The sequence below is a fragment of the Halomonas stenophila genome, assembly GCF_014192275.1.
Lineage (GTDB): Bacteria > Pseudomonadota > Gammaproteobacteria > Pseudomonadales > Halomonadaceae > Halomonas > Halomonas stenophila.
On record NZ_JACHXR010000005.1, the window covers coordinates 57,360 to 80,346 of the forward strand.

The 22,987-nt window shown below is 67.1% G+C and carries 22 protein-coding genes; 9 read left to right on the forward strand and 13 right to left on the reverse strand.

The window, feature by feature from the left end; genetic code table 11:
* The first annotated feature begins 88 nt into the window (after positions 1 to 88).
* Complete coding sequence (locus tag FHR97_RS10405; RefSeq protein ID WP_183383742.1) at positions 89 to 835, forward strand: TRIC cation channel family protein; 747 nt, start codon at positions 89 to 91, stop codon at positions 833 to 835.
* Positions 832 to 1,893: a DUF3541 domain-containing protein gene (locus tag FHR97_RS10410; protein ID WP_183383743.1), complete on the forward strand. Its 1,062-nt coding sequence runs from the start codon at positions 832 to 834 to the stop codon at positions 1,891 to 1,893. The genes FHR97_RS10405 and FHR97_RS10410 overlap by 4 nt, the downstream gene beginning before the upstream one ends.
* Here the strand turns inward: FHR97_RS10410 and FHR97_RS10415 are convergent.
* The 5 genes from FHR97_RS10415 to nhaD form a co-directional block, all read right to left on the reverse strand.
* Entirely contained in the window at positions 1,887 to 2,705 is an 819-nt protein-coding gene (locus tag FHR97_RS10415; protein WP_183383744.1) for a PEP-CTERM/exosortase system-associated acyltransferase, read from the reverse strand. The two genes, FHR97_RS10410 and FHR97_RS10415, sit on opposite strands and share 7 nt — an antisense overlap.
* Before the next feature lie 67 nt (positions 2,706 to 2,772).
* Positions 2,773 to 5,601: a bifunctional diguanylate cyclase/phosphodiesterase gene (locus FHR97_RS10420; RefSeq protein ID WP_183383745.1), complete on the reverse strand. Its 2,829-nt coding sequence runs from the start codon at positions 5,599 to 5,601 to the stop codon at positions 2,773 to 2,775.
* A 44-nt stretch (positions 5,602 to 5,645) separates the two neighbouring features.
* Positions 5,646 to 6,866, reverse strand: a complete 1,221-nt coding sequence (locus tag FHR97_RS10425; RefSeq protein WP_246403930.1) for a hypothetical protein — start codon at positions 6,864 to 6,866, stop codon at positions 5,646 to 5,648.
* On the reverse strand, positions 6,835 to 7,251 hold the full coding sequence (locus FHR97_RS10430) for a hypothetical protein (protein ID WP_246403932.1): 417 nt from the start codon (positions 7,249 to 7,251) through the stop codon (positions 6,835 to 6,837). Before FHR97_RS10430 ends, FHR97_RS10425 begins: the two co-directional genes overlap by 32 nt.
* A 380-nt stretch (positions 7,252 to 7,631) precedes the next feature.
* Entirely contained in the window at positions 7,632 to 9,116 is a 1,485-nt protein-coding gene (gene nhaD / locus FHR97_RS10435; RefSeq protein WP_183383746.1) for a sodium:proton antiporter NhaD, read from the reverse strand.
* Positions 9,117 to 9,375: 259 nt separating this feature from the next.
* Between nhaD and FHR97_RS10440 the strand changes: the two genes are divergently transcribed.
* Positions 9,376 to 10,089 (forward strand): DUF3581 family protein, encoded by a 714-nt coding sequence (locus FHR97_RS10440; RefSeq protein WP_183383747.1) that lies wholly within the window; start codon positions 9,376 to 9,378, stop codon positions 10,087 to 10,089.
* Positions 10,090 to 10,144: 55 nt separating this feature from the next.
* Here the strand turns inward: FHR97_RS10440 and chrA are convergent, their stop codons facing one another.
* The gene (gene chrA / locus FHR97_RS10445; protein WP_183383748.1) at positions 10,145 to 11,344 is read right to left on the reverse strand and encodes a chromate efflux transporter; all 1,200 of its coding nucleotides are present in this window, start codon (positions 11,342 to 11,344) and stop codon (positions 10,145 to 10,147) included.
* Positions 11,345 to 11,439: 95 nt separating this feature from the next.
* On the opposite strand from chrA, the gene FHR97_RS10450 reads away from it, so the two are divergent.
* Both FHR97_RS10450 and FHR97_RS10455 read left to right on the forward strand, forming a co-directional pair.
* Positions 11,440 to 12,408 (forward strand): magnesium transporter CorA family protein, encoded by a 969-nt coding sequence (locus tag FHR97_RS10450; RefSeq protein WP_183383749.1) that lies wholly within the window; start codon positions 11,440 to 11,442, stop codon positions 12,406 to 12,408.
* Between the two features lie 212 nt (positions 12,409 to 12,620).
* A complete protein-coding gene (locus tag FHR97_RS10455; RefSeq protein ID WP_183383750.1) occupies positions 12,621 to 13,856 on the forward strand; it encodes a DUF3422 domain-containing protein in 1,236 nt (411 codons plus the stop codon).
* Positions 13,857 to 13,902: 46 nt separating this feature from the next.
* Here FHR97_RS10455 and FHR97_RS10460 read toward each other — a convergent pair whose 3' ends face one another.
* The 5 genes from FHR97_RS10460 to FHR97_RS10480 all read right to left on the reverse strand — a co-directional run bounded on the left by FHR97_RS10460 (position 13,903) and on the right by FHR97_RS10480 (position 17,914).
* Complete coding sequence (locus FHR97_RS10460; RefSeq protein ID WP_183383751.1) at positions 13,903 to 14,556, reverse strand: hypothetical protein; 654 nt, start codon at positions 14,554 to 14,556, stop codon at positions 13,903 to 13,905.
* 101 nt (positions 14,557 to 14,657) lie between these two features.
* On the reverse strand, positions 14,658 to 15,551 hold the full coding sequence (locus FHR97_RS10465; protein WP_183383752.1) for a DUF6999 family protein: 894 nt from the start codon (positions 15,549 to 15,551) through the stop codon (positions 14,658 to 14,660).
* Positions 15,544 to 16,239: an iron-containing redox enzyme family protein gene (locus tag FHR97_RS10470; RefSeq protein WP_246403933.1), complete on the reverse strand. Its 696-nt coding sequence runs from the start codon at positions 16,237 to 16,239 to the stop codon at positions 15,544 to 15,546. Before FHR97_RS10470 ends, FHR97_RS10465 begins: the two co-directional genes overlap by 8 nt.
* Complete coding sequence (locus FHR97_RS10475) at positions 16,236 to 17,348, reverse strand: beta-ketoacyl-ACP synthase III (RefSeq protein ID WP_183383753.1); 1,113 nt, start codon at positions 17,346 to 17,348, stop codon at positions 16,236 to 16,238. The genes FHR97_RS10470 and FHR97_RS10475 overlap by 4 nt, the downstream gene beginning before the upstream one ends.
* A complete protein-coding gene (locus tag FHR97_RS10480) occupies positions 17,345 to 17,914 on the reverse strand; it encodes a diguanylate cyclase (protein ID WP_183383754.1) in 570 nt (189 codons plus the stop codon). Before FHR97_RS10480 ends, FHR97_RS10475 begins: the two co-directional genes overlap by 4 nt.
* Before the next feature lie 216 nt (positions 17,915 to 18,130).
* On the opposite strand from FHR97_RS10480, the gene FHR97_RS10485 reads away from it, so the two are divergent.
* Positions 18,131 to 18,583: a hypothetical protein gene (locus FHR97_RS10485; RefSeq protein WP_183383755.1), complete on the forward strand. Its 453-nt coding sequence runs from the start codon at positions 18,131 to 18,133 to the stop codon at positions 18,581 to 18,583.
* A gap of 172 nt (positions 18,584 to 18,755) precedes the next feature.
* On the opposite strand, the gene FHR97_RS10490 is transcribed toward FHR97_RS10485, so the two are convergent.
* Positions 18,756 to 19,862 carry a Glu/Leu/Phe/Val family dehydrogenase gene (locus FHR97_RS10490; RefSeq protein WP_183383756.1) on the reverse strand — a complete coding sequence of 369 codons (1,107 nt, stop codon included), beginning with the start codon at positions 19,860 to 19,862 and terminating at the stop codon, positions 18,756 to 18,758.
* 199 nt (positions 19,863 to 20,061) lie between these two features.
* Between FHR97_RS10490 and FHR97_RS10495 the strand changes: the two genes are divergently transcribed.
* The gene (locus FHR97_RS10495) at positions 20,062 to 20,646 is read left to right on the forward strand and encodes a GNAT family N-acetyltransferase (RefSeq protein WP_183383757.1); all 585 of its coding nucleotides are present in this window, start codon (positions 20,062 to 20,064) and stop codon (positions 20,644 to 20,646) included.
* A gap of 74 nt (positions 20,647 to 20,720) precedes the next feature.
* Here the strand turns inward: FHR97_RS10495 and FHR97_RS10500 are convergent, their stop codons facing one another.
* Positions 20,721 to 21,221 (reverse strand): MarR family winged helix-turn-helix transcriptional regulator, encoded by a 501-nt coding sequence (locus FHR97_RS10500; RefSeq protein ID WP_183383758.1) that lies wholly within the window; start codon positions 21,219 to 21,221, stop codon positions 20,721 to 20,723.
* Between the two features lie 79 nt (positions 21,222 to 21,300).
* Between FHR97_RS10500 and FHR97_RS10505 the strand changes: the two genes are divergently transcribed.
* Together FHR97_RS10505 and FHR97_RS10510 are read left to right on the forward strand one after the other, a co-directional pair.
* Positions 21,301 to 22,257 (forward strand): DMT family transporter, encoded by a 957-nt coding sequence (locus FHR97_RS10505; RefSeq protein WP_183383759.1) that lies wholly within the window; start codon positions 21,301 to 21,303, stop codon positions 22,255 to 22,257.
* A gap of 38 nt (positions 22,258 to 22,295) precedes the next feature.
* Entirely contained in the window at positions 22,296 to 22,931 is a 636-nt protein-coding gene (locus tag FHR97_RS10510; RefSeq protein ID WP_183383760.1) for an NAD(P)H-dependent oxidoreductase, read from the forward strand.
* The last annotated feature ends 56 nt before the right edge of the window (positions 22,932 to 22,987 follow it).

The window sequence follows — 22,987 nt, forward strand, 5'->3', positions numbered from 1 at the left end:
CGGGCGGCCTGCGGGCCGCCCGCTTGCGTTGGCGGGGCATCCCCGACCGGGCTGCTATGCTGGCGGCAACGACACAGGGAGGATGACGGTGACAGGGTTGGTCTACTGGCTGGACATGGCGGGCGTGATCGTCTTCGCCCTCTCGGGCGTGATACTCGCCTGCCGTTCGCGGATGGATCCCTTCGGCATGCTGGTACTCGCGGCAGTCACCGGCATCGGCGGCGGTACCCTGCGTGACCTGATACTCGGCGTGCGACCGGTCTTCTGGGTCACGGATCCGGCCTACCTGTGGGTGATCCTCGCCACCGTGGTGCTGTCGATCCTCGGCTTCCACTACATCCATCGCCTGTCACGGGTCTTCCTGCCGGTGGCGGATGCCTTCGGCCTGGCGCTGTTCACCGTGATCGGCACCCACAAGGCGTTGACGCTCGAGACTCCCGGGGTGGTCGCGGTGCTCATGGGCCTGTTGACCGGGGTGGCCGGCGGCATGGTGCGCGACATCCTGGCCCGTCGGGTGCCCATGGTACTGCGCCAGGAAGTCTACGCCACCGCCTCCATCGCCGGCGGCGTGACCTTCGTGACCCTCGAGGCACTGGGCAGTCCCTTGGGTGTCTCCATCGTGACCTCGCTCGCCATCACCCTGGGGCTGCGCCTGGCCGCCATCCACTGGCGGCTCGCCCTGCCGGTGTTTGCCTGGGTCGTGGTGTCGCGTCCGCCAGCCCCCGAGCAGGCGCCGGCGTCGGGCGAGCCACCCCCCAAGCCCCTTCGCCCCAAGGCCCGCGTGAAACTCATCCCACCGGAACGCTCCCGGCGGCGGAAAGGGAAATCGTCATGAGCCGCGTCCTGCACCGGCCGTCGCTGCTGTGGCTATGGGTCCTGGCCCTGCTGGTCGGCTGCGCCCTCGAGGGCCGGACGACCGCCTTGCCACCCGCCGATGTGGCGGCCGAGATCCGCGCGAACTACGAGCAGGCGTTGCCGACGCTGCCGGCCGGCAAGCAGCGCCACTATGCCCAGCGGCTCTATCGGTTGACCGGGGACGATCGCTACCTGCCGCTCAATCGGGCCTATGGTCAGCGCCTGCTGACCTCCCTGCGCGAAGAGATCGACGGCCTGGCCGAGTCCGGTCATGCCGCGCGACGCGCCCGGGAGAAGGTCGCGGACTACCCCACGCGCTCGCTCAAGCAGCAGCGGCGCAAGCGCATGCTCGGCGAGTGGGGGGAGATCGGCTACGCCAAGAGCCTGGCGTTCCAGCTCACCCAGGCCAGCTACCATGGCCTGCTCGATGCGCAACACCTGCCGGGATATCGCCGGGCGCTCGCCTATCTCGAGGGTGTCGACTTTCGGCCCTTCCTGACCGATCCCGGCGTGATGGAGATCTATGCCGCCCAGGTGGCCAATCTGGTGTATTACCTCCACCATCTCGGGGTGGCGGATCTGCGTGAACCGGTGATCGCGGCCTTCCGACGCCACTATCCCCCGGAGCGGGACGGTGCGCTCTCCCGAGCCTCCTTTCGCAACAAGATCTACGGCATGACGCACTTCGTGATCGCGGCGAGCGACTACTATCAGCGACGGGTGTCGCGGGAGGAGTTCGACTGGATACTGGCATACTTCGCGTCCCGCCTGGACCGCATCCTGGCCGAGACCAAGGCGGATATCTATACCGAGGTGGGGATCAGCTTCCTGCTGGCGGGCCGGGAGGATGCCCCGGCGGTCCAGCGGCTACGGGAGGCGCTGGTGGGGGCGTACGATCCCCGGGCGAGGATGGTGCCCTCGGAGAGCGGCGGTACCGACCTGGGCTATGGCGAGCATCGCAACGTGCTGGCGATCATGCTGCTCGGCTGGCCGGGTCGTTTGCACCCAGGGCCTTCGCTGGAGTTGTCATCTCAGTAGGTTGACTCGGCGGCAACGTTGGGTAATGCACCCTCGATTTGGGGCGCCAAGGTGGCCTTGATGTGCTGATATAGGGGCATCAGCTCTGCGTGCATATCCTTTTCGACCTGCCTCTGGTCGATGTAGAAGGCACTCCGCTTGCCATGGAATTCGATGGTTTCGCCGACCTTGGTGAAATAAAATCCAGACATCTTGAGAAGGCGAGGAAGCCTTGGATCCATCATGGCGAAGGCGTGGGGGCGTTTCGAGAGCCCGAGAAGGGCATAGGTCGCCAGGAAAAGGCCAATCACAATCAGCGGAAAGGTTTCGCGCTCGGCTTCCGTAAAGGCATGGTTGGTGAGGACAATGCTTGCAATCTCCTCTCGTGTTGAGCGTTTCCGGAAGAGAGGGGAAATGGCAAGTCTCGATATCTCGCAGATAGACCTTTGACAGAATCTTGAGGGATGTAGCGTCTCATGGTTAAGGCTATTGCCACCATATTCCTGTAATGGCAATGTCTGGCCCCCCCCTTCTTCGCGGGATTTCGGTAGCACGAGCCTTACACAACCCGCTGCCAGCCCACTTTTTCGATGTTCCACCAGACACTGGATGGCGTGAGCATCATGTGCGTCATGCTCTTGATGGTGCGATGGATTTTCCGGATGCTCATAGCCCAGTTCCGCACAGTAGACGTCGTACCTGAGCCGGAATACGCGCTTACGGGTGGCATCATCCTGGGCAAGCTTGAAGGTGAACTCGTTACGAAACCTCTCGAGCAGCCGATTAGATGTCTGCTGTTTGCGTTCCCTATCAGCCGGCTCTCTATATGTCATGATCTAGTTTCCTTGAGACATTTTTGTTCGGTTTTCGCATTCCGAGGGTCTTGATAGGTACGAAGTTTCAAGTTGCATTTTCAAAGATTGTTTTCAGCAGCCTGGGCCTTCCCAGGTGGAATCCTTGCCCATACACGATGCCATAGGAACGTAATATGGGGAGCAAGGACTCGTCATCAACAAATTCGGCGATGGCCTGCTTGCCGAATCCGGCGGCAATATCCGCGATGGCGCGTACGATGACACGGCTATCGGGACTGAGGGTCAGGCTGCGGATGAAGGAGCCGTCGATCTTGATGTAATCCACGGGCAACTGGCCCAGGTAGTGGAAGCTGCTGAAGCCCACGCCGAAGTCGTCCAGGGCGGTGCGGCACCCCAGGCTCCGAATGGCCTGGAGCACGCCGCGTGCGGTCGAGAAATCGGTGACGGCGGCCGTCTCGGTGATCTCCAGGATCAGGTGATGGGGGTCGGCGCCACTGCTGGCCAGTTCCTCGGCGAGGAAGGACTCGAGCCCCCTGTCATGGAGGGAATGGCCCGAGAGGTTCACCGCCAGGCTGACCCCCTGCTCCTGCAGTTGTCGCAGGGCCTTCAGGCTATGGTGCAGGACCCAGCGGTCGAGTTGGACGATCATCCCGTTGCGCTCGGCGACGGGAATGAAGTTGGCGGGGGATACCAGCCGGCCATCGGCCTCGCGCATCCGGATCAGCACCTCGTAGTGCTTCACGTCGCGATCCTCGAGCCGCACGATGGGCTGCACCATCAGCGCGAAGCCGTCATCCTGCAGGGCCTTGCGCAGACGCTCGACCCAGTAGACCCGCTCCTGCAGCTCGTCCTTGGCGCTCTCCAGGGTGGAGAGCAGGTGCCAGCGTTGAAGGCCACTTTCCTTGGCCTTGTACATGGCGACGTCGGCACTGGCCATCAGGTCGGCGGGAGTCTCGCCGTGAGTCGGGAACTGGACGATGCCGATGCTGGCCACGGCCCGGTGGCGGCGACCTCCGGCGGAGAAGCTGATGCTTTCCAGTAGCTGGTTGCAATGTTGGGCGATGGCGATGGCCTGGTCGGCATCGGCCTCTTCCAGCAGCAGGGCGAACTCGTCACCGCCGAGCCTGGCGAGGGTGCCGCGGTGACCCAGGTTGAGCCGTAGCGTCTCCGCCACGTCGCGCAGCAGACGGTCGCCGGCATGATGGCCGCTGAGCTCGTTGACCTCCTTGAACTGGTCCAGGTCCAGCAGCAGTATGGCGCCCGTGTGGCCTTGCTGCAGTGCCAGCTGGAGGGCTTCCTGGAAGTAGCGACGGTTGTAGAGCGAGGTCAGGGGATCGCGCTCGGCCAGCCAGGTCAGGCGCCCTTCGGCGGCCTTGCGCTCGGTGATATCCAGGCCCACGGAGATGCGAGCCATGCTGGCATCGTTGCCGGTCGGCAGGGGGGCGTGGTACCAGACGATGGTATGGACCTGGCCGTCCGGTGTCAGCAGGGTGCGTTCCTCTTGCTGCGATGCCTCGGTCGACGCCACGGGCGAATGGCCGGGCGCGTCGAAGATATCATCGAAATGGCGACCGATCAGCACGTCTTCGTCGATATCGAGCATGGAAAGGGTGTAGGCGTTGATCAGGCTGATACGGCCCACGCCATCCTGGGCGATGATGAAGACGCGAGCGGTATCGAGCAGGCTGCCGACGAAATCCCGCTCCCGGGCCAGCTCATCGACGCGCTCGGCCAGTTGCTCGCCCCTTGCCTGGACTTCCCCCTCGAGCAGCTCCAACTGCCGCGACAGCTCCAGGGTGGTGCCCTCGAGGATGTCGATCTCGTCCGGCAGCCGGCGAGTCTTGCCGGGAATGGCCTCTCTGGCCTCGGCGAAGCCGCCTCGGGCGAGGGCGGGGAGAACGCTGGCGATTCGACGCAGGCGCGACATGGGGCCCAGCAGGATGATCAGCAGCAGCAGCTCGGCTGCCAGCCAGCCCGCCACGCCGGCGTACAGCAGGGTTCGGGTGTCGTGGTTGATGGCCTGGATCTGGTCGGTGATATCGGAGACCAGCAGGAAATAGCCGGTACTGCGCCTGTCCTTATCCTCCTCCATTCGCGACGCCGATAGCTCCAGGTGGCGTCCCTGGTGCTGCAGGTAGAAGGGTGAATCGGTCAGCCCGGACAGGCTGGTCGTTGCCGAGGCCTGCCGCAGCAAGGGCAGACTTTCTTCCTGTTCGGTCAACGCCATCAACTGACCGTTCCAGTCGTCCAGGCGGCGCTCCTGGGGCAAGCCCCTGTCTTCCATGGGGCCCGTCACCAACAGGGCCACTTCTCCACCCGAGACCGTCTTTGCCTGGCGGGTGACATCGGCCAGTGAGCGCGACAGGATGACCAGCCCCACGCTCTGCCCCTCCACCAGCACCGGAACCGCGGCATACTGCCGGCAGTCGACGGAGCAGCGCAGCGTCGTCAGTGGCATCTCGGTGCTCATCACGCGATTCACCCAGGCCTGTACGGGACGCTGGTTGCTGACCAGGTCCTCGCCCCAGTTCCCCATCGCTCTTCCCCGGCGATTGAAGACCATGATCTCCTCCACCCCGGAATCGAGCTGCAAGGTCGGCCACTGGGGCCTCAGGGCGGCCAGGATGTCCTCGTTATCGCCGGACTGCAGCGAGGGGCCGAGTCGTGGAGAGGCCGCTGCCAGGCTGGCCAGCTGACGCAGGTTCTCCTCGGATCGCCGCAGCGCCAGCTGGATCTCACGTTGTTGGCGGGCATGGTGCTGCATCCGGCCTTCCTGGAACTGGCGGGTCAGGTTCTGGTGACCCAGCCAGGTGAACAGCGTGACCAGTACGAGCAGCAGGAGGCTGCTGAGCGCGATGACGCGCCAGGTCAGGCTCAGGCGGTGGCGGTTGGTGGAGAATGGCGTGGCGTTCATCTCTCCGGTTCCCTGTCTCGTCGGGTGTCGTGGCGGAGAGAGCGTCAGAAACGCAGCGATAGCTGGAACAGCAGCATGTTCCAGTATCGACTCGTCTCGGCAGGGTCCGGGTTGTCCTGGGCCGGTAGCCAACCGGTGCCATCGACATGATGGTACTCCCCGGAGAGCAACAACCTTGGGTGGGGGGTCCACTGAAGGCCGAAGGTCATGTCCTTGGCAAACTGTGAGTGAGCCGGCCCGGCCCCTGCGGCTTCGAAGGCCTTGCCTGAACGATCATCGCGGTTGCTGATCAGGCTGTCGTAACGTACTAGCCACTGCCAGTCATCAAGGAAGCGTCGTGTGTACTGGATATACCAGCTCTCCCCCGTCGCGTCGAAATTGAAGCGTGGATCATTGAAATTCTCCAGTCCCGACTCACGCAGGGCATATTCTGTCGTCAGGCTCCAATACTCGGCGTTGTACTGGAGCGACAGGATCCAGGGGTTGAAGTAAAAATCGCCATCGCTCAAGCCCGGGGTGTGCGATTCAAACGAAGCGCCCACCCGGGCGGTTCCCAAGGCGGCAACGACGCGCCCCCCGTCGTGTTCGTAGCGGACCTGTCCGATGGCCGAGGTATCCGGCTCGAGATCGCCGGGGATCCGGTCGAGGCGCAGGGTGCGGCGCAGGTCGTCGCCGGCCTGGACGCGTCCCACGCCGGCCTGGAAGCGCAGCGTGCCCTGGGACAGGCGTTCCTCGTAGTAGCTCAGGACCCCATCGGCCGACAGCGCCAGCGACCGGGTACGGTCGAAATAGATCGACTGCGGCAGCAGGATGCTCGGGCGCGTGAAGGCCACGTCCCGAGTCTGGTTATAGAAGCCGAACGGGTTCTTGAAGCGGCCGACCTGGATCCCGAAGTTGCGCTGCTGGTTCGACTGGATCTGATAGTCGATCAGGCCATAGTCGAGCTCGGGGCTGGCCTCGCTGCCATCCCCACCGGCCCGCCGGCTGAGCACCTGGGCCGCAATCAGCACGTCTTCGTGGGGACGCAGTGACACGTTGGCCCCGATCTCGGTGAACTTGAGGCTACCGTCGTCGCTGCTGCTGGGGCCGAAGAAGTCGTTGTCGTCGGTGATCACCAGTGCCTGGCTCAGGAAGCCATGTAGTTGGAGCGTATCCAGGACGTTGTCTTCCTCGCCGTGTGCCTGGGTGACGGTCGCGAGCAGCGCGGCACCCATGAGCAGGGCGTGGCATGGCTCACTCCATCGAAATGACTTGGACACGATCATCCAGATACTCCCTCTCTACATATCCCAGGGCACCGGAAGTGCTGGCAATCTGCTCGAGCATCTCCACCTGAGTGCGAACTCGGTTGGGAGCCTGCCCCGTACCCGAGAAGACCACCCGGTCCCAGGCCAGCTGAAGCTGGTGGGGATAGACCGAGAGACGCTCCTTGACGAAGCGGGCATGCACCGGGTGGCTATTGGGTAATACGAAGACCCTGGCGGCCTGGCCGTCGGGCCAGGTGCGTTGCCGCATGGCGAAGATGGCCCGGGTGGTATCCCGGGTCAGGCGGTGCGTCTCGACATCGGCATTGGCCACCAGCAGCACATCAGGACCCTGGGCCATTGCCGAGGGCACGAGGCTCATGAGGCCCCATACCAGCAGGACCATGAATCTCAACCACACCATGCGCCAGGCCTCCTGCTGTCGTCGACATCGCGGAGGGGCGCCGGCAGGCGGCACGGGCTCAGGGATAGAGCACGCATGGCACGCTGCACTCGCTCGACCTGCAGGACCCGCGGTACCCGGTGGCCCGTGTAGGAAAAGGGGGCATTGGTGAGTCGATGACGCATTCTCCCTGCAGTCCGGATCGGGCCTGGTTATTATCGATCTAAGGCAAACGAGGGGCCGTTCTCAGTGCCCAGTCTTAGCTTTCTGCACAGCCTACCTTCATAAACTACATCACTGGAAGGCAATGTACAGGAGGGACTTCAACGAGGCTTCTGATTCCAGCGACCAAGCCCGGCGGCTGAGACCGCCGGGCGCGCGGCTCAGCCGAAAGTGCTAAAGCTGTCCGCGTTGATCCACAGGTGGGCGAGGACGCTGGCGACATAGCCCAGCGCGATCACCGGCGACCAGCGCAGGTGACCCATGAAGGTGTAGTTGCCGCGGGCCTGGCCCATCAGCGCGACCCCGGCCGCGGAGCCGATCGACAGCAGGCTGCCGCCGACGCCGGCGGTGAGGGTGATCAGCAGCCAGTGCCCGTGGGACATGTCCGGCTCCATGGTCAGCACCGCGAACATCACCGGAATGTTGTCGACCACCGCCGAGATCACGCCCAGGGCGACGTTGGCCCAGGTGGCGTTCCAGCCGGTGTAGAGCGCGTCCGAGAGCAGGCCCAGGTAGCCCATGAAGCCGAGGCCCCCCACGCACATCACCACGCCATAGAAGAACAGCAGGGTGTCCCACTCGGCCCGGGCCACCCGGTTGAAGACGTCGAAGGGCACCACGCTGCCCAGTTGCTCGAGCATCTTCCAGTCACCACGCTGGGTATAGAGGCTGCGCTTGCGTTCCAGGGAGCGCGGCAGGCTCTGGCGCAGGTAGTAGCCGAAGAACTGCAGGTAGCCGAGCCCGGTCATCATGCCCAGCACCGGCGGCAGGTGCAGCAGGGTGTGGTAGCCCACGGCGGTGGCCACGGTGACCAGGAACAGCAGGATGATCCGCCGCGCCCCGCGCTTGAGCTGCACGTCCTCCTCGAGGCTCGCCGGGACGCGATTCTTGATGAAGGCGCTCATCACCACGGCGGGGATGATGAAGTTCACGAACGACGGCACCAGCAGTTCGAAGAACTCCTGGAACTGGATGATGCCCGCCTGCCAGACCATCAGGGTGGTGATGTCGCCGAAGGGGCTGAAGGCGCCGCCGGCGTTGGCGGCGACCACGATGTTGATGCAGGCCAGGTTGATGAAGCGCTTGTCGCCCTCGGCCACCTTGGTGACCACCGCGCACATCAGCAGGGCGGTGGTCAGGTTGTCGGCCACCGGCGAGATGACGAAGGCCAGCAGGCCGGTGATCCAGAACAGGGTCCGGTAGCTGAAGCCCTTGCGGACCATCCAGGCGCGCAGGGCATCGAAGACGCGACGCTCGTCCATGGCGTTGATATAGGTCATCGCCACCAGCAGGAAGAGCATCAGCTCGGTGAACTCCAGCAGGGTGATGCGGAAGGCGTGCTCGGATTCCGCCGAGATCCCGGCCTTGACATAGACCCAGCCGATCAGGCCCCAGATGATGCCGGCCGCCACCAGCACCGGCTTGGACTTGCGCATGTGGATCTTCTCCTCGGCCATGACCAGGGCATAGGCGAGGATGAAAATCACCACGGCCAGCAGGCCGACGAAGGAGGTGGTCAGGTCGAGTTCGCCCTGGGAGGCGATGGCGGGGGAGGAGAAGGCGACGAACGAGAGGAAGAGAATCAGAAGGCCAGGCCATCGAGCGAGGTGCCTGGGCCTGTTGGGGGAGGAACAGATGGTCAGCATGGCGGCGATCATCCTAAGGTCAGAAAGTGGGTGAAAGGCTTCGAAAACGCGCGAATTTTACCATATCGTGCTGAATCGAAACGCTTTCTGGTCTGCCCCTTTGGTAGGGGGCAGAAGCCTTCTGGCGGTTCCCTGATCCCGGACAGCTCGCCGCGATTCGTTCCCCCGCCGGCGGGGAATTTATGGCATCATCTGGCCCTTCCGGCCGAGGCCGGGCGGACCATCGCAACGCCAATGACACAGGGCAGGCTCAAGACGCATGTTTCTCGATGACTACCACTCGCGCACGGGCTCGCGCCTCTGCATCTCCGCAGAGCAGGCCAGCCGTTTCGCCAAGCGTGTCGCCGGTGACTTCAATCCCATCCATAACCCGGATGCACGCCGCTTCTGCGTGCCGGGAGATCTGCTCTTCGCCTTGGTGCTGGCGCGCTTCGGCCTCTCCCAGCACATGACCTTCCGCTTCCTGAGCATGGTCGGGGACGGTGTCCCGCTGACCTTCACCGAGGACGGCGATGGCCGGATTCGCGTGCGTGACGACGACGGCAAGTGCTATCTCGAGGCGGAGCGCAACGGTGAGGTGACCCACGACGAAGCCGTCGTCGAAGCCTTCACCCGTTGCTACGTGGCCTTCTCGGGGAAGAACTTCCCGCACTACCTCAAGCCGCTGATGGAAGACCAGGGCGTGATGTTCAACCCCAGGCGTCCGCTGGTGATCTACGACAGCATGGGCTTCGCCCTGGAGCGCCTGAACGGCATCGAGCCCGGCCTGGAACTGGTCGACTCCTCCCTGGCGGTGACCGGCAAGCGCGGCGATGCCCTGCTGGAGTTCCGCATCCTCGCCGGCGGCGAGGAGGTCGGTACCGGCTCCAAGAAGCTGGTGGTGAGTGGCCTGTGTCCCTACGACGCCGCGGCCATGGACGAGGTGGTCGAGGAGTTCTACCGGCTCAAGTCGGCCCACGAGGCCGAAGCCTGACCCGGAACGGCCACCGCCGTTGGGGTTCGCGGTTCACCGGCGAGCCCCCCTGGCCTCACGGCGGCGAGGGTAGCCCCAGTGCCATGCCCCCCAGGCCACAGACCAGCACCACCAGCCACGCCGGTCGCCGCCAGACCGACAGCAAGGTGAAGCCCACCAGGGCCAGGGTGAACTCGGCCGAGCCGAGGATGGCGCTGGTCCACACCGGCTGGTAGAGCGTCGCCGCGAGCAGGCCCACCACCGCGGCATTGGCACCGCGCATCAGCGCCTGGACCGCGGGCCGGGTGCGCAGGGCGTTCCAGAACGGCATCACCCCCACCAGCAGCAGCAGGCCCGGCATGAAGATCGCCACCAACGCCAGCAGGGCGCCGATGGTACCGCCCGGGGCGGGGGCCATGACCATGCCCAGGTAGGCGGAGAAGGTGAAGAGCGGACCGGGGATCGCCTGGGCCGCGCCATAGCCCGCCAGGAAGTCGTCGGCCGCCACCCAGCCGGACCGTACCACCTCGGCCTCCAGCAACGGCAGCACCACATGCCCGCCGCCGAACACCAGGGCGCCCGCCCGGTAGAAGGCATCCACCAGGGCCACGCCCTCGCCCGCCCCCGCCTGGACCAGCAGCGGCAGCCCCAGCAGCAGTCCCACGAAGGCAACCAGGCAGGCGAGCCCCGCCCGACGTGAGATGCCGAAGCCCAGCACGGCGGGCCTGGCCCGGCCGTTCTCGCGGCAGCAGGCGAGTCCCGCCAGGCCACCGAGCCCGATGGCCATCACCTGGCCACCGGGGCCCGCCGCCACGATCACCAGCAGGGCGGCCGCCACGGCGATGGTGGCACGGGCCCGGTCGGGGCAGAGGGTGCGGGCCATGCCCCAGACCGCATGGGCGACGATGGCCACCGCGACCACCTTCAGGCCATGCAGCAGCCCGCTGCCCAGGGGCCCCGCCAGGCTGGCCGCGCCCAGGGCGAACAGCATCAGCAGGAGCGCCGACGGCAGGGTGAAGGCCGTCCAGGCCGCCAGGCCACCGAGCGGGCCGCCGCGCAGCAGGCCCAGCGCAAAGCCCACCTGGCTGCTGGCCGGGCCGGGCAGGAACTGGCACAGCGCCACGAGATCCGCATAGGCGTGCTCGTCGAGCCAGCCTCGACGGGTGACGAATTCGCTGCGAAAGTATCCCAGGTGGGCGATGGGGCCACCGAAGGCGCTCAGCCCCAGCAGCAGGAAGGCGCGGAAGACCTCGCCGGCGCGGTGGGTGTCGGTCATGCGACCTCCAGGCGGTGAAAACGGAAGGGTATCGAACCAGGCGAAGGCCGGTGCCATGGATTGCTCGCATTGTCTCGTCAAAGGATGACCAAGCGATGATACGAACGCTACTGGTGAGCGGCGAAGGCCGGGTCATGCAGGGAGGTGAGGAGCTGATTGCGCATTGGCGCGACGCGGCGGAGAGCCATATCTGGATCGACCTGCAGGGCGAGCCGCCGGAGCGCGAGCGAACCATGCTCGAGGCCTTCGGCTGCCACCCCCTGGCCATCGACGATGCCCAGCGGGAACGCCATCCGCCGAAGATCGAGGAATTCGAGGACCATTCCCTGATCCTCTATCGCGGCATCTCCTCCTTCGATGCCGAACTCGACTACGTGCCCCAGCAGGTCGCCTTCCTCCTCGGCGAGCGTTTCCTGATCAGCCTGCACCCGGGGCTGGCGCTGAGCATCGACCGCCTCAGGGAACACGAGGGCAGCATCCTGCTCAAGCGCTCGCCCGGACACGTCGCGCTGCGGATCATGTACGCCTCCGCCGGCTACTACCTGGACAGCCTGCTGGCGTTCGAGAACCAGCTCGGCGACCTGGAGGATGCGCTGGTCGACGATGGCAGCGATGCCCTGATGCGCCGGGTCATCGGCCTTCGCTCGCGGCTGGTCAAGATGCGCCGGGTCTTCAACTACCATCTCGGCATCACCCGGGAACTCACCGCCTATGACTATGCGCACCTGCCCCGCGACAACGAGGAGACCCTGCACGCCATCAATGACGTGCACGAGCGCTTCGAGCGGCTGCATAGCCTGACCCAGATGTACTACGACATCTGTGGCGACCTGGTCGACGGCTATATCTCGCTCTCGTCGCACCAGCTCAATCGCACCATGCGGGTGCTGACGGTGATCACCGCTATCTTCGTGCCGCTGACCTTCATCGCCGGCCTCTACGGCATGAACTTTGCCCACATGCCGGAGCTGACCTACCGCTACGGCTACTTCATGGTGCTGCTGGTGATGCTCGCCATCGGCCTCGGCCTGCTGTGGGTGTTCCGGCGCATCAAGTGGCTATGAGTCATGCCTGTTGAGATGAGGTGGGGCAAAAGGACGCAGCCGGGCGGTCGCCGACGCCTCGATCCCATCGCCCGGGCATGGCAAGCCGTTGATTCCACTGCAGGGGAGGGGGCCAGGCCGGCCTGGCGGGCCTCGCCGCGTTGAGGACGTCGGTTGGCCCGGCGGGGCTTGGACCTTAGTCTCGGTCTACTCACTCCCTTTCGGACCCGATCATGCACCCCCAGCGAGAGCAATTGCACAACGAGCTCCATGCTCGCCCGTCGATCTACTTCTCGGAGCCGGCCCACCTCCACCATTACGCCTTCCTCGACACCAACGGTGTCTGCGACGGCATCATCACGCGCCTCTGCGAGCTGGCCGGGACCAGCCTCGCCCCCGAGGCGGTGCAGGGCATCCTCACCCTCGAGGATGGCCAGGTGCTGAAGTGGGAGCGGCATACCGAGTTCTTCACCCTGACCCTGATGGTGCCCAGGGCGCCTGAAGGGGAGATCTGGCCGCCCCCCCCGCCGCGCCTGGCCGAGATCGCCGAGGCCCACCGGGAGGCCCTGATCAACGCCACCGTGATCCTGGTCGAGTCGCAGGCCTCCTGGGGCATCGACACCGAGGCCTGCGGGTTTCGCGACCCCGCCGGGTCGCGCATCGGCGGTGGCGATGCCACGGTGTGGAGCGACTTTCGCCTCGACGCACAGGGCGTCAATCGGCTGCTGATCGTCAATCGTGCCCTCAACGACTTCCGTCTGGGGCGCATGGCGCGGCGGCTGCTGGAGATCGAGACCTACCGCATGATGGCCTCGCTGGCGCTGCCCCAGGCCAAGCGGCTCGGGACCGAGCTGGCGGGGTTCGAGGCCGAGCTGGGCGAGCTCTCCAACCGCAATGCCGAGGACGACTCCGAGGGGCCGCGCCCGCTGCTGAGTGCCATCGCCTCGCTCTCCGCCCGCCTGGAGCGCAGCGGCGCCCGCAGTCGTCACCGCTTCAGCGCCACCGAGGCCTACGCCAGGATCGTCTTCACCCGGGTGGAGGAGTTGCGCGAGACCCGAGTCGGGGACTGCCAGCGGCTGGGCGTCTTCCTGATGCGGCGCTTCCAGCCCACGGTGCGCTATTGCGCCGCGGTGGACCGCCGCCAGGAGCAGCTGGCGGCGAACGTGGCGCGCCTCAACGACCTGCTGCGAACCCGCGCCCAGGTGGAGATCGAGGAGCAGAACGCCGAGATGCTCAAGAGCCTCAACGAGCGCACCAGCAGCCAGCTGAAGATCCAGAAGGCCGTCGAGGGCCTGTCGATCATCGTCATCAGCTATTACATCTTCAGCCTGATCAAGCTCGCCCTGGGGAGCCTCGAGGCCCTGGGCATGCCCCTCGAGCCGCGCGTCGCCGTCGGGGTATTCGGCCCGCTGGCGGTGCTGGTCATCGGGGGGCTGGCGTGGCGGATCTGGCGGGTCAAGCAACACTAGGCGGGTCCGGTGCCGGCCGGGGGCCGGCACCGGGATCATGGCGGGCTCACTTCAGGTAGACCTGGCCCTGCTCGTAGAGGCTGCGGCAGTCGTTGGCGTCGTGGTAGCGGTCCTCGTCGATGTTGAGCGAGTGAACCCCGGGGCCGCCGAAGCGCGGGTCGTCGCACTCGCCGTCGTTGGCCCAGCGGCTGGTGTTGTCGCCCCACTCGATGCCGCCGGTGCTGCTGCCCGTGCTGGCGTTGCTGGCGCCCCAGGACGGGCTGGCCTCGGAGATGCTGAGGCTGGCGTCCTGCAGCTCGCCGGCGGCATGGTTGCCGACCCAGATGTTGTAGTTGCCGGACGGCGGGTCATGCCACTTGATGCCCGGATTGGTGCCGGCCGCGGTGGAGTAGTCGTCGTTGCAGTGCCAGTTGCCGGCGCCGTCGTAGACCACCAGGGTGGTGTCGGCCGGGGACTCCACGAAGATGCTCAGCACGTGCCGGCCGGCCTCGTAGTTGAGGTCCAGGTCGGGCTTGTCGCTGACGTAGCCGCTGCAGTTGGGACCCGCCTCGCCGGCGGAGCGGTTGCCGCCTGCCGTGAGGCTGGTGCGGTGCGGGTCGGGCTGGAATCCCGAGACGAGGTTCACGGTGCCGTAGGACGGGGCGGCTTCCCAGTCCAGGGCCTGGGCGCCCGCCGTGTAACACAATAGTGGAAGGGCCACGAGCGCAGCCTTGCGATAGATCGACATAATCCCTGTTCCCTTGCGATGAGAGGCCGTGCGCCTGGCGCACCCGGATAATATGGCCAAGGCCCCGGAAAATGTCACGTCGTGTAACTGCCGCGGGTAGCCGGGCGCTGCGCCGAGCGCGGCGGCGCTGCCGCCGCCTGTTGCAGTCGCTCCAGTCGCTCCAGTCGCGCATAGAGGTACTCGGTGAAGAAGCCATGCATCAGGAAGCGCTGACCGAGGTTCCAGGGGCCCACCAGGTAATGCGGGTACTTGTTGTAGGCCATCTCGGCCAGGCTCGGGTCGCCGATCAGCTGGCCGATGCGGATGGCCAGCGATTGGTCCAGGTTGAAGCCGTTGATGGCGTCGCGGTACTCCTCCCGGGTCAGCAGCAGGCAGAACAGGCACATGAACAGCGCGTGGGCACTCTCGAAGTCCAGCACCTGGGTGCGCCGCCGAGGGACCCTGAAGTCCGCCATCGCGATCGGCCGCCAGTGCGTCCAGCGCAGGGCTTCCCGAGGCAGCGGGGCCGGGCGCGGCCGCCAGCGCCCCATCGCCGCGAAGGCGCGGAACAGCTCCTGGTCGTGGTCGACGAAGGTCGCTTGTCGCATGTCCCGGATACACCGCGGATAGAGCGTCAGCGGCGCGACGTCCGCCACCTCGCCGTTGTCCACGAGGAAGTTGATCACGTTCGACTCGGTGGCGAAGTGCCGCAGGATCAGCAGGTTGGCCTCGGGACTGACCGCATGGCTGCAGAACCAGCAGATCAGCCGCTGCAGCAGCCCGTGGGCCCGGAACTGCGGCAGCGGCAGTCTCTTGAAGAACCAGATCACGTGCAGCAGCGCCCCCAGCAGCCCCTGCAGCAGCGGGCGCAGCCACCAGCGGGTCGGCCGCTCGAGGTCAGCGAGCCACAGGCGCATCGCCTCGGGTTCGATGGGCAGCGAGTCGTCGACCTCCAGGGCCCGCAGGAAGGGGCTGCGCCGGCTAGTCATGGTCCACCTCCTCGAGCTGCAGCGCATAGAGCCGAGCCACGACCCGGGCGGTCCGCAGGATGGCCCGGCGGTCGGCCGCGTCGCGGCAGACCCGGTCGAGCAGGGCATAGAGCTTGTCCAGGTGGGCGTCGTCGTTCTCGCCGTGATAGCGCATGAAGCGGGTATGGCCGCCATCGCCGCCGGTGGCCGCCTCGACCCGGCGCGCCCAGTCGGCGGCCATCTTCTGGCCCAGCCCCTCGATGATCCACATGGCGCCGATCAGGTCGACGGGATTGGGCTGGCTCGCCCGGTACATCATGAAGGCATGCAGGGCCTCGCTGCCGGCATTGCGCTCGCCCTCGACGATGGTCCGGCGCTCGCCGCCGGCCGCCACGTAGTCGGCCTCCAGCAGCTCGTAGTCGCGGTGCTCCTCCCGGGCATGCTCGATCACCATCGAGCGTACGTCGGCGAAGTCGCGATCGAAGCTCGAGGCACCGCGGGTGATCCAGCGCGCGCCCTCGACCACCTGCTGGCGCAGGTGCAGCAGCAGCCGGCGATAGTCCTCCAGGGGGAAGCGGCCGCGCTCGAGGCGCTGGATCACGGGGACACGGCCCAGCTGGCGCTCGAAATCGAACCAGATGCGCATCAGTCCCTGCAGGCAGTCCTGGCCGGCCCGGGTGGTGATCTTGCTGTTCATGACGCTGTTCATGTCGACTCCTTGACGACCGTCAGGTGCATGTAGACGTTGTTGAAGCGACCGCTCTCGGGCACGAAGCACAGCAGGGTGTCGCCCTCGGCGTAGCGCTGGGTGCGGCGGAACTCGTCGAGCATGATGAACAGCGAGGCGCAGCCGGTATTTCCCCGGGTATAGAGGTTGGTGTACCACTTCTCCTCGGGGATGGCCGCCCCGGCCTGGCTGAGCATGTCGAAGATCCTGCCGCGGAAGTAATGCGACGAGTAATGACAGAGCAGGTGGTCGACCTCGTCCACCGCGACCCGGCCCTCGTCGATCAGCCGCAGCAGGCCGTCCACGCCGAGCTTGACCAGGTTGTCGAGCAGCCGCACGTCCTGGCGGATCAGCAGCGCGCCGGCGGCTTCCGCCTCGGCGTAGGTGGGGTAGTCCTGCCAGCTCGCGTGCCCCTCGGCGTCGGCCGGCCGGCCGACGCTCATGCACACCGGGAAGGCATCGGCGTGGGACATGCCGCGGATCCAGTCGATGCGGAAGCACAGTGCCCGGGGGCGGTCCTCCAGCAGCAGGGCCCCGGCGCCGTCGGAGAGCATCCAGCGCAGGAACTCGGCGTCGAAGTCGACCTCCGCCCCGGCGGCCTCGAAGCGGCTGGCCTTGAACAGCCGCGAGGCCAGCTCGCTGGCGATGACCAGGGCGTTGCCATGCTCGCCGGCCTTCACGCCGGTGTAGGCCGCCTTCAGCGCCATCATGCTGCTCGAGCAGATGCCGTGGCTGGTGTTGAGCTCCACGTCCGGCAGGCCGAGTTCGGCCTGCACCATGCTGCCGAACCCCGGCAGCACCAGGTCGCCCTGGCTGGTGGCCACGCTGAGCATCGCGATGCGCCCCTTGGCCAGGTAGCCCTGCGCCAGGCAGTCCTCGCCGGCCCGGGCGGCCATGGCGCCGTTGCCGATGGTGGTGTTGTGATCGGCGTCGATGGCGTAGTGGCGCTGCCGGATGCCGTTGGACTTCAGGATGCGCCGCTTCAGCCGGCTGGGCCTGCCGTGGACCCGGCCGAGCACGTCCTCGATGCGCGCGTTGTCGACCGGCTCGCCGGGCAGGTGGTGGCCGGTGCTGGTGATGTAGACGCTCATGTCAATGTCCTCCGTGGCTTGAGGGCATGGCGCAGGCAGCGCAGGTTCTCCTCCGCGTAGGGGAGGAACGCCAGCAGGGCCATGAAGCCGAGGTAGACGGGCAAGTAGCCCTCGCCGCCATGGGGCGCGTCGAGCGGCTGCAGCCGAAGCTGGCCGGCCCAGTCCAGGGCCAGCAGGTCCCGCATCACCGGCCAGTTGATCACCACGATCATGGCCAGCATGTAGAACGGCAGGCTGGCCAGGTAGCTGTGGGCGTGCATCTCCCAGATGCTGATGTGTCGTCTCGGCGCGGCGTAGTGCACGTCCCAGTGGGCCACCAGCTCGTGCAGCAGCCAGGCCGCGAGGCAGATCAGCAGCACCAGCACGTTGACCTCGTAGAGCAGGCACAGAAGGATCGGAATGCCGACCTGCACGCCCATCAGCGAGTGGACCAGCGACTCCTTGAGCCCCGAGGTCGCCTCGATGCGGGTGGCCCGGTGGCAGCACCAGTCGACGAAGCCGGCGATGCCCCACAGCGGCAGGAAGACATACAGCAGGACCTGAATCAGTAGCGAATGCGTATCCATCAGCGAACCTCGCGGCGGCGTCGATGGTGAGGGGTTGTAAAACGGTGTTCGATAATTAGCCTAGCCGCCTCGCTCGGGAATGCAAACGAACGTTTGAATTTCGTCGGGCCGTCGGATCGTCGGCATGGTGTCGTCGGCAAGCAGCGGCACGGGGCACTATGCTGGAGTCAGCCCTCGGGGCTTCACGTTCATCCGTCACCCTTCGGGAGGTGCCCCATGACGACCACGATGCTTTCCGCGACACGCCTCGGACGGGGCCTGCTGTTGGCCCTGCCTCTGGTGGCCGGCGCGGCCCTGGCCAGTGAGGGCCATGACCTGACCTTCCAGGGCGATGCCAGCTTCAACGGGCCCCACGGCGGCCAGGCAATCCAGGCGGCGCTGGTGGACACGGCCAGCGGCGAGACCATCGCCGTGAAGACCGGGGAGGTCTCCGCGGACGGCGACCCGGCGTTCTCCTTCGCCTTCCCCGGTGTGTTGCGGGAGGGCGGCAGTTACGCCGTCCACTACTGGATCGATTCCAACTTCGGTGGCGGCAACGCCGGCAACTGCGATCCCATGGACAACGACCACCAGTGGAGCGTGGCCATCGAGGCGGGCGGCGAGGCCACCACCCATGTGGAGAGCCACGATCCCTCCGCCCAGACGGCCGTCTGCGATACCTTCCAGTAAGTCCAGCCACGCAGGCGTCTCACGACCGCGGGCCTGGTGACGACCGGGCCCGCGTCAATGGGGGCGCGATGACCTGGTGGGCGAAGCTGTCGCGGTTCACGCCCGGCAGGTCCGTTCGTTCTGCGCACAGCGTTCATCCGTCAGCCGGCGGCGTGCCGCCCCCATCCGGGGATCACCAGGGCCGGCGGAAGCGCATCGCGGTGCAGACCCGCTCCCGCGACATCTCCACCGCCGCCGCCCGCGGCAGCTGGCCCTCGGCCTTGGCCCGGCCGAGCACCTCGCCGAGGTTGTGGCAGACCTTCTCCTCGATACGGGCCAGGGCCACGCCCTGGCTGCCGTTGGCGTGTTCGACCGCCGCACAGATGACCCCGCCGGCGTTGACGATGAAATCCGGCAACACCAGCACGCCCCGCTCGGCGAGTCGGCGCTCGGCCTCCTCGGTGGCGGGGATGTTGGCGCCCTCGGCCACCACCCTGGCCCGCAGCCGGTCCACGTTGCCTTCGTGCAGCACATCCGGTCGCGCCGCGGGAATCCACACCTCGCACTCGACATCGATGATGGCCTCCCGATCGCGGGCCTGGCCGTCCCGGAACTCGGCCACCGCGTGGCCCTCGCGCTTCCAGTCGATCAGGGCCTGGACGTCGAGGCCCTCGGGGCGCACCAGGGTCCCGCCGGAATCGCTGACCGCCACCAGCACGGCGCCGCGCTCGGCCAGGTAGCGCGCCGCATGCCGGCCCACCGCGCCGAAGCCCTGGATGGCGATCCGCGCCCCCGCGAGGCGAAAGCCGCCGTGGGTCTGGGCCTCCTCGATGGCCGCGGCCAGGCCGAAGCCCGTGGCGCCGATCTCGTCCAGGGGGATGCCACCGAGTTCCCGGGGCAGGCCCACCGCGCGACCGGTCATGTCGTGGACCCAGGCCATGGCGATCTCGTCGGTGCCCATGTCGGGGCCGGGAATGTAGTCCGTGATCTCGCGGATCGCGTAGCCGTAGGCGCGCACCAGCCGCTCCTTGTCGGCGGTGGGCATGCGGGGATCGGCGAAGATCACCGCCTTGGCCCCGCCGTGGGGCAGGCCGGCCGAGGCGTTCTTCAGCGTCATGGAGCGGGCCAGACGGGCGCACTCCTCGAGGCTCACGTCCGGGGCCATGCGCGTCCCGCCGATCGCCGGGCCGGCCGCGACGTTGTCGATCACCAGGATGGCGCGCAGCCGGGTGGCGGGATCATGCAGGTAGAGGACCTTTTCCGGTCCCAGGTCGTCGGTCAGGTCGAAGGCGTCGCTCATGTGCCGATCCTCCAGGAGGGGCCTTCCTTCAAGCTAGCAGGCCCGGGCGTGGAACCCATGACGGGGCATCTCGGAACGAGGTCCCTCGGAATTCCCGCGGGCCATCGTGGTCCCTACATCGTGAAGAGTCGGCCCGCACGGGGATCGGCAGGGGCGCCAGCCGGCGCAACCGGCGTCGGGCAGTCGCCCGGGAGGTGAGATGAACATTCGTGATGCCACCAAGGCTTATGCCAGAGACCTGGCCTACCTGATCAACCTGGCGGGCGAGGGCCTGCCCGAGTACCTGTGGGGGCAGATGGCCAAGGGCAACGAGACGCCGATGGACGTGGGCGAGCAGCGTGCCGCCCGGGAGGAGGGCGGCTTCAGCTACCGGCACGCCAAGGTCTGCCTGCAGAAGAAGAAGCTGCTGGGGATGATCCTGGACTACCGGCTGCCGGCCCCCTACGACCTCGATGACCTCGACGACTGTCCGCGGGTCGTCCAGCCGCTGCTGCGCCTCGAGGCCCAGGCGCCGGGCAGCTGGTATATCAATGCCATCGCCACCTACAAGGCGGCGCGGCGCCGGGGCGTGGCCAGCCTGCTGATGGCCCAGGCCGAGGCCTCGGCCATCGCCGCCGGTTGCACCGAGATGAGCCTGATCGTGGCCTCCGAGAACCACGTGGCCAGGACCTTCTACGAGCACCAGGGCTTCCGCGAGACGGCCTCGCTGCCGATCGAGCCCTATCCCGGCGGCAAGCACGGCGGCGACTGGCTGCTGATGACCAAGCGCATCGATGCGGCCTAGGCCCCCCTCTACGACCTGTCCCCTGCGCCCCTCGCCACTCAACTGCGATTGCCCTGCTGTCGCCGGGTATGCCGTTAGTCGGGTGCCTTGGCCTCCAGCCCGTCCTGCAGCTTGCCCAGCAGGGCATTGAGGGTCTGCTGCTCCTCGCGGCTCAGCGTCGCCAGCGCCCGGGCCTCGTTGTTCACGTGTTGCGGCAGGGCCTCGTTCACCAGGCCGAGGCCGGCCTCGGTGAGGGTCACCAGCATGCTGCGCCGATCGGCGGGATTGGGCTGGCGGGCGATCAGCCCGGCCTTCTCCAGGCGATCCAGCTGGTTGGTCATGCCCCCCGACGAGAGCATCAGCACCTCGAAGAGCTGGGTCGGGGTCAGCGCGTAGGGGGCGCCGGCCCGGCGCAGGGTCGCCAGCACGTCGAACTCCCGGGGTTGCAGGCCGCGGGCCTTGAAGAAGGGCTCCAGGTATTGATGGCTGAGGTGCCGGCCGACGCTGGTCAGCCGCGCCGTCAGCTCCATGGGCAGCAGGTCCAGGTCGGGCATTTCCTGGCGCCACTGGTCGATCGCTACACTGACTCGGTTCATGGGGGCTTGCTACCTATTTATCTTGATGCTAAGATTCTTTTTATCGTGATACACGATGCCAAGCTATAGGAGCACAAGGATGACCAACGCCCTCGTCGGACACAAGCGCCGCGATCGCCGCGGGCTCAAGGCCCTGGGCTGCCTGCTGCTGGTAGGGACCCTGCTGGCCATGTCGCTGACCGTGGCCAAGTTCGCCGATGCGGCGGCCTTGCCGCGCCTGACCTTCCTGATGGTGGCCCTGGCCAGCGCGAGCGGCTGCCTGTTGCTGATCGCACTGCCCAGGCGCGGCGAGTGGCGCCTCGATCGCCGGGTGCTCGAGTATGCCGCCGTCGCCGGCAGCCTGCTGGCGCTGCCCAATGCGCTCGGCTTCCTGGCGGTGCGCCACGTGGGGGCGGGGTTCATCTCGCTGAGCTTCGCCTTCCCCATCCTGGTGACCTGGCTGCTGGCCGTGCTGCTGCGCCTCGAACCCCTGCGCGGGGATCGCCTGGTCGGCGTGCTGCTGGGGCTTTCCGGGGGCATCGTGCTGGCCCTCTCCAAGGCCGGCACCGGCGGCGGACCGCTGGGCTGGTCGCTGCTGGTCCTGCTGATGCCGCTGGCCCTGGCCCTGGGCAACATCTATCGCACCCTGCGCTGGCCGGCGGACGTCCCGCTGGTGTACTTGACCGCGCTGGTGCTGGCCGGGGCCGCCCTGACCCTGCTGCCGTTCAGCCTGGCCATGGAGCCCGGGCGGCTCGGCGAGCTGTTCGCCTCGCCGGCGGGCCTCGGCCTGCTGGGGCTCGAGGTGGCGGTGTTCACCGTGCTCTACCGGTTCTTCTTCATCCTCCAGCGACTGGCCGGCCCGGTGTACCTCAGCCAGATCGGCACGGTGGCGGCCACCGTGGGCACCGCCGTCGCCGTGCTGGTACTGGGCGAGCCCACCCCGCCCAACCTGGCGCTGGCCGCCGGCCTGGTGGTCGCCGGCACCCTGATCTTCCAGCGCGGCGCCGCCCGGCCGGCGAGGCCCGCGCCGCAAGCGTCCTGCTGCGCGCGTCCCTGACGCCTGCCCCTTCCCCCCGACACCCTGGAGCTCACCGCATGTCCCTCGATACCGCCCTGCACTGGCGCTATGCCGCCAAGCGCATGAACGGCCAGCGCATTCCCGAGGCCACCCTGGAACGCATCCTCGATGCGGCCCACCTCGCGCCGTCCTCCTATGGCCTGCAGCCCTACTCGGTGGTGGTGGTCGACGACCCGGCGCTGCGCGAGCGATGCCGGCCCGCCGCCTTCGATCAGCCACAGATCAGCGAGTGCTCGCACCTGCTGGTGTTCGCCACCTGGGAGACGAGCGGCGTGTCCGAGGTCGACGAGCTGATCCGCCTGATGGCCCGGGAGCGTGGGCTCGACGCGACGCGCCTCGCGGGCTATCGCGACACCCTGAAGGGCGTGGTCAATGGCTTCGCGACCGCCGAGGCCCGTCGGCACTGGGCGGCCAAGCAGGCCTATCTGGCGATGGGCATGGTGCTGGCCGCGGCCGCCCTGGAGCGGGTCGATGCCACGCCCATGGAGGGCTTCGACACGGCGGCCCTGGACGCGGTGCTCGGCCTGGAGGCACGCAGGCTGCGCAGCGCCGTGGTGGTGGCGCTGGGCTACCGTGACGCGGACGCCGACTGGCTCGCCGGCCTCAAGAAGGTGCGCTGGCCGAGGGAGCGGGTCATCGCCCGGATGGCCTGAGGGCGAGTGGGGCGGGACGGGGAGCCCTCGACGGGGCTCCCGGCCCCTGGCGAATG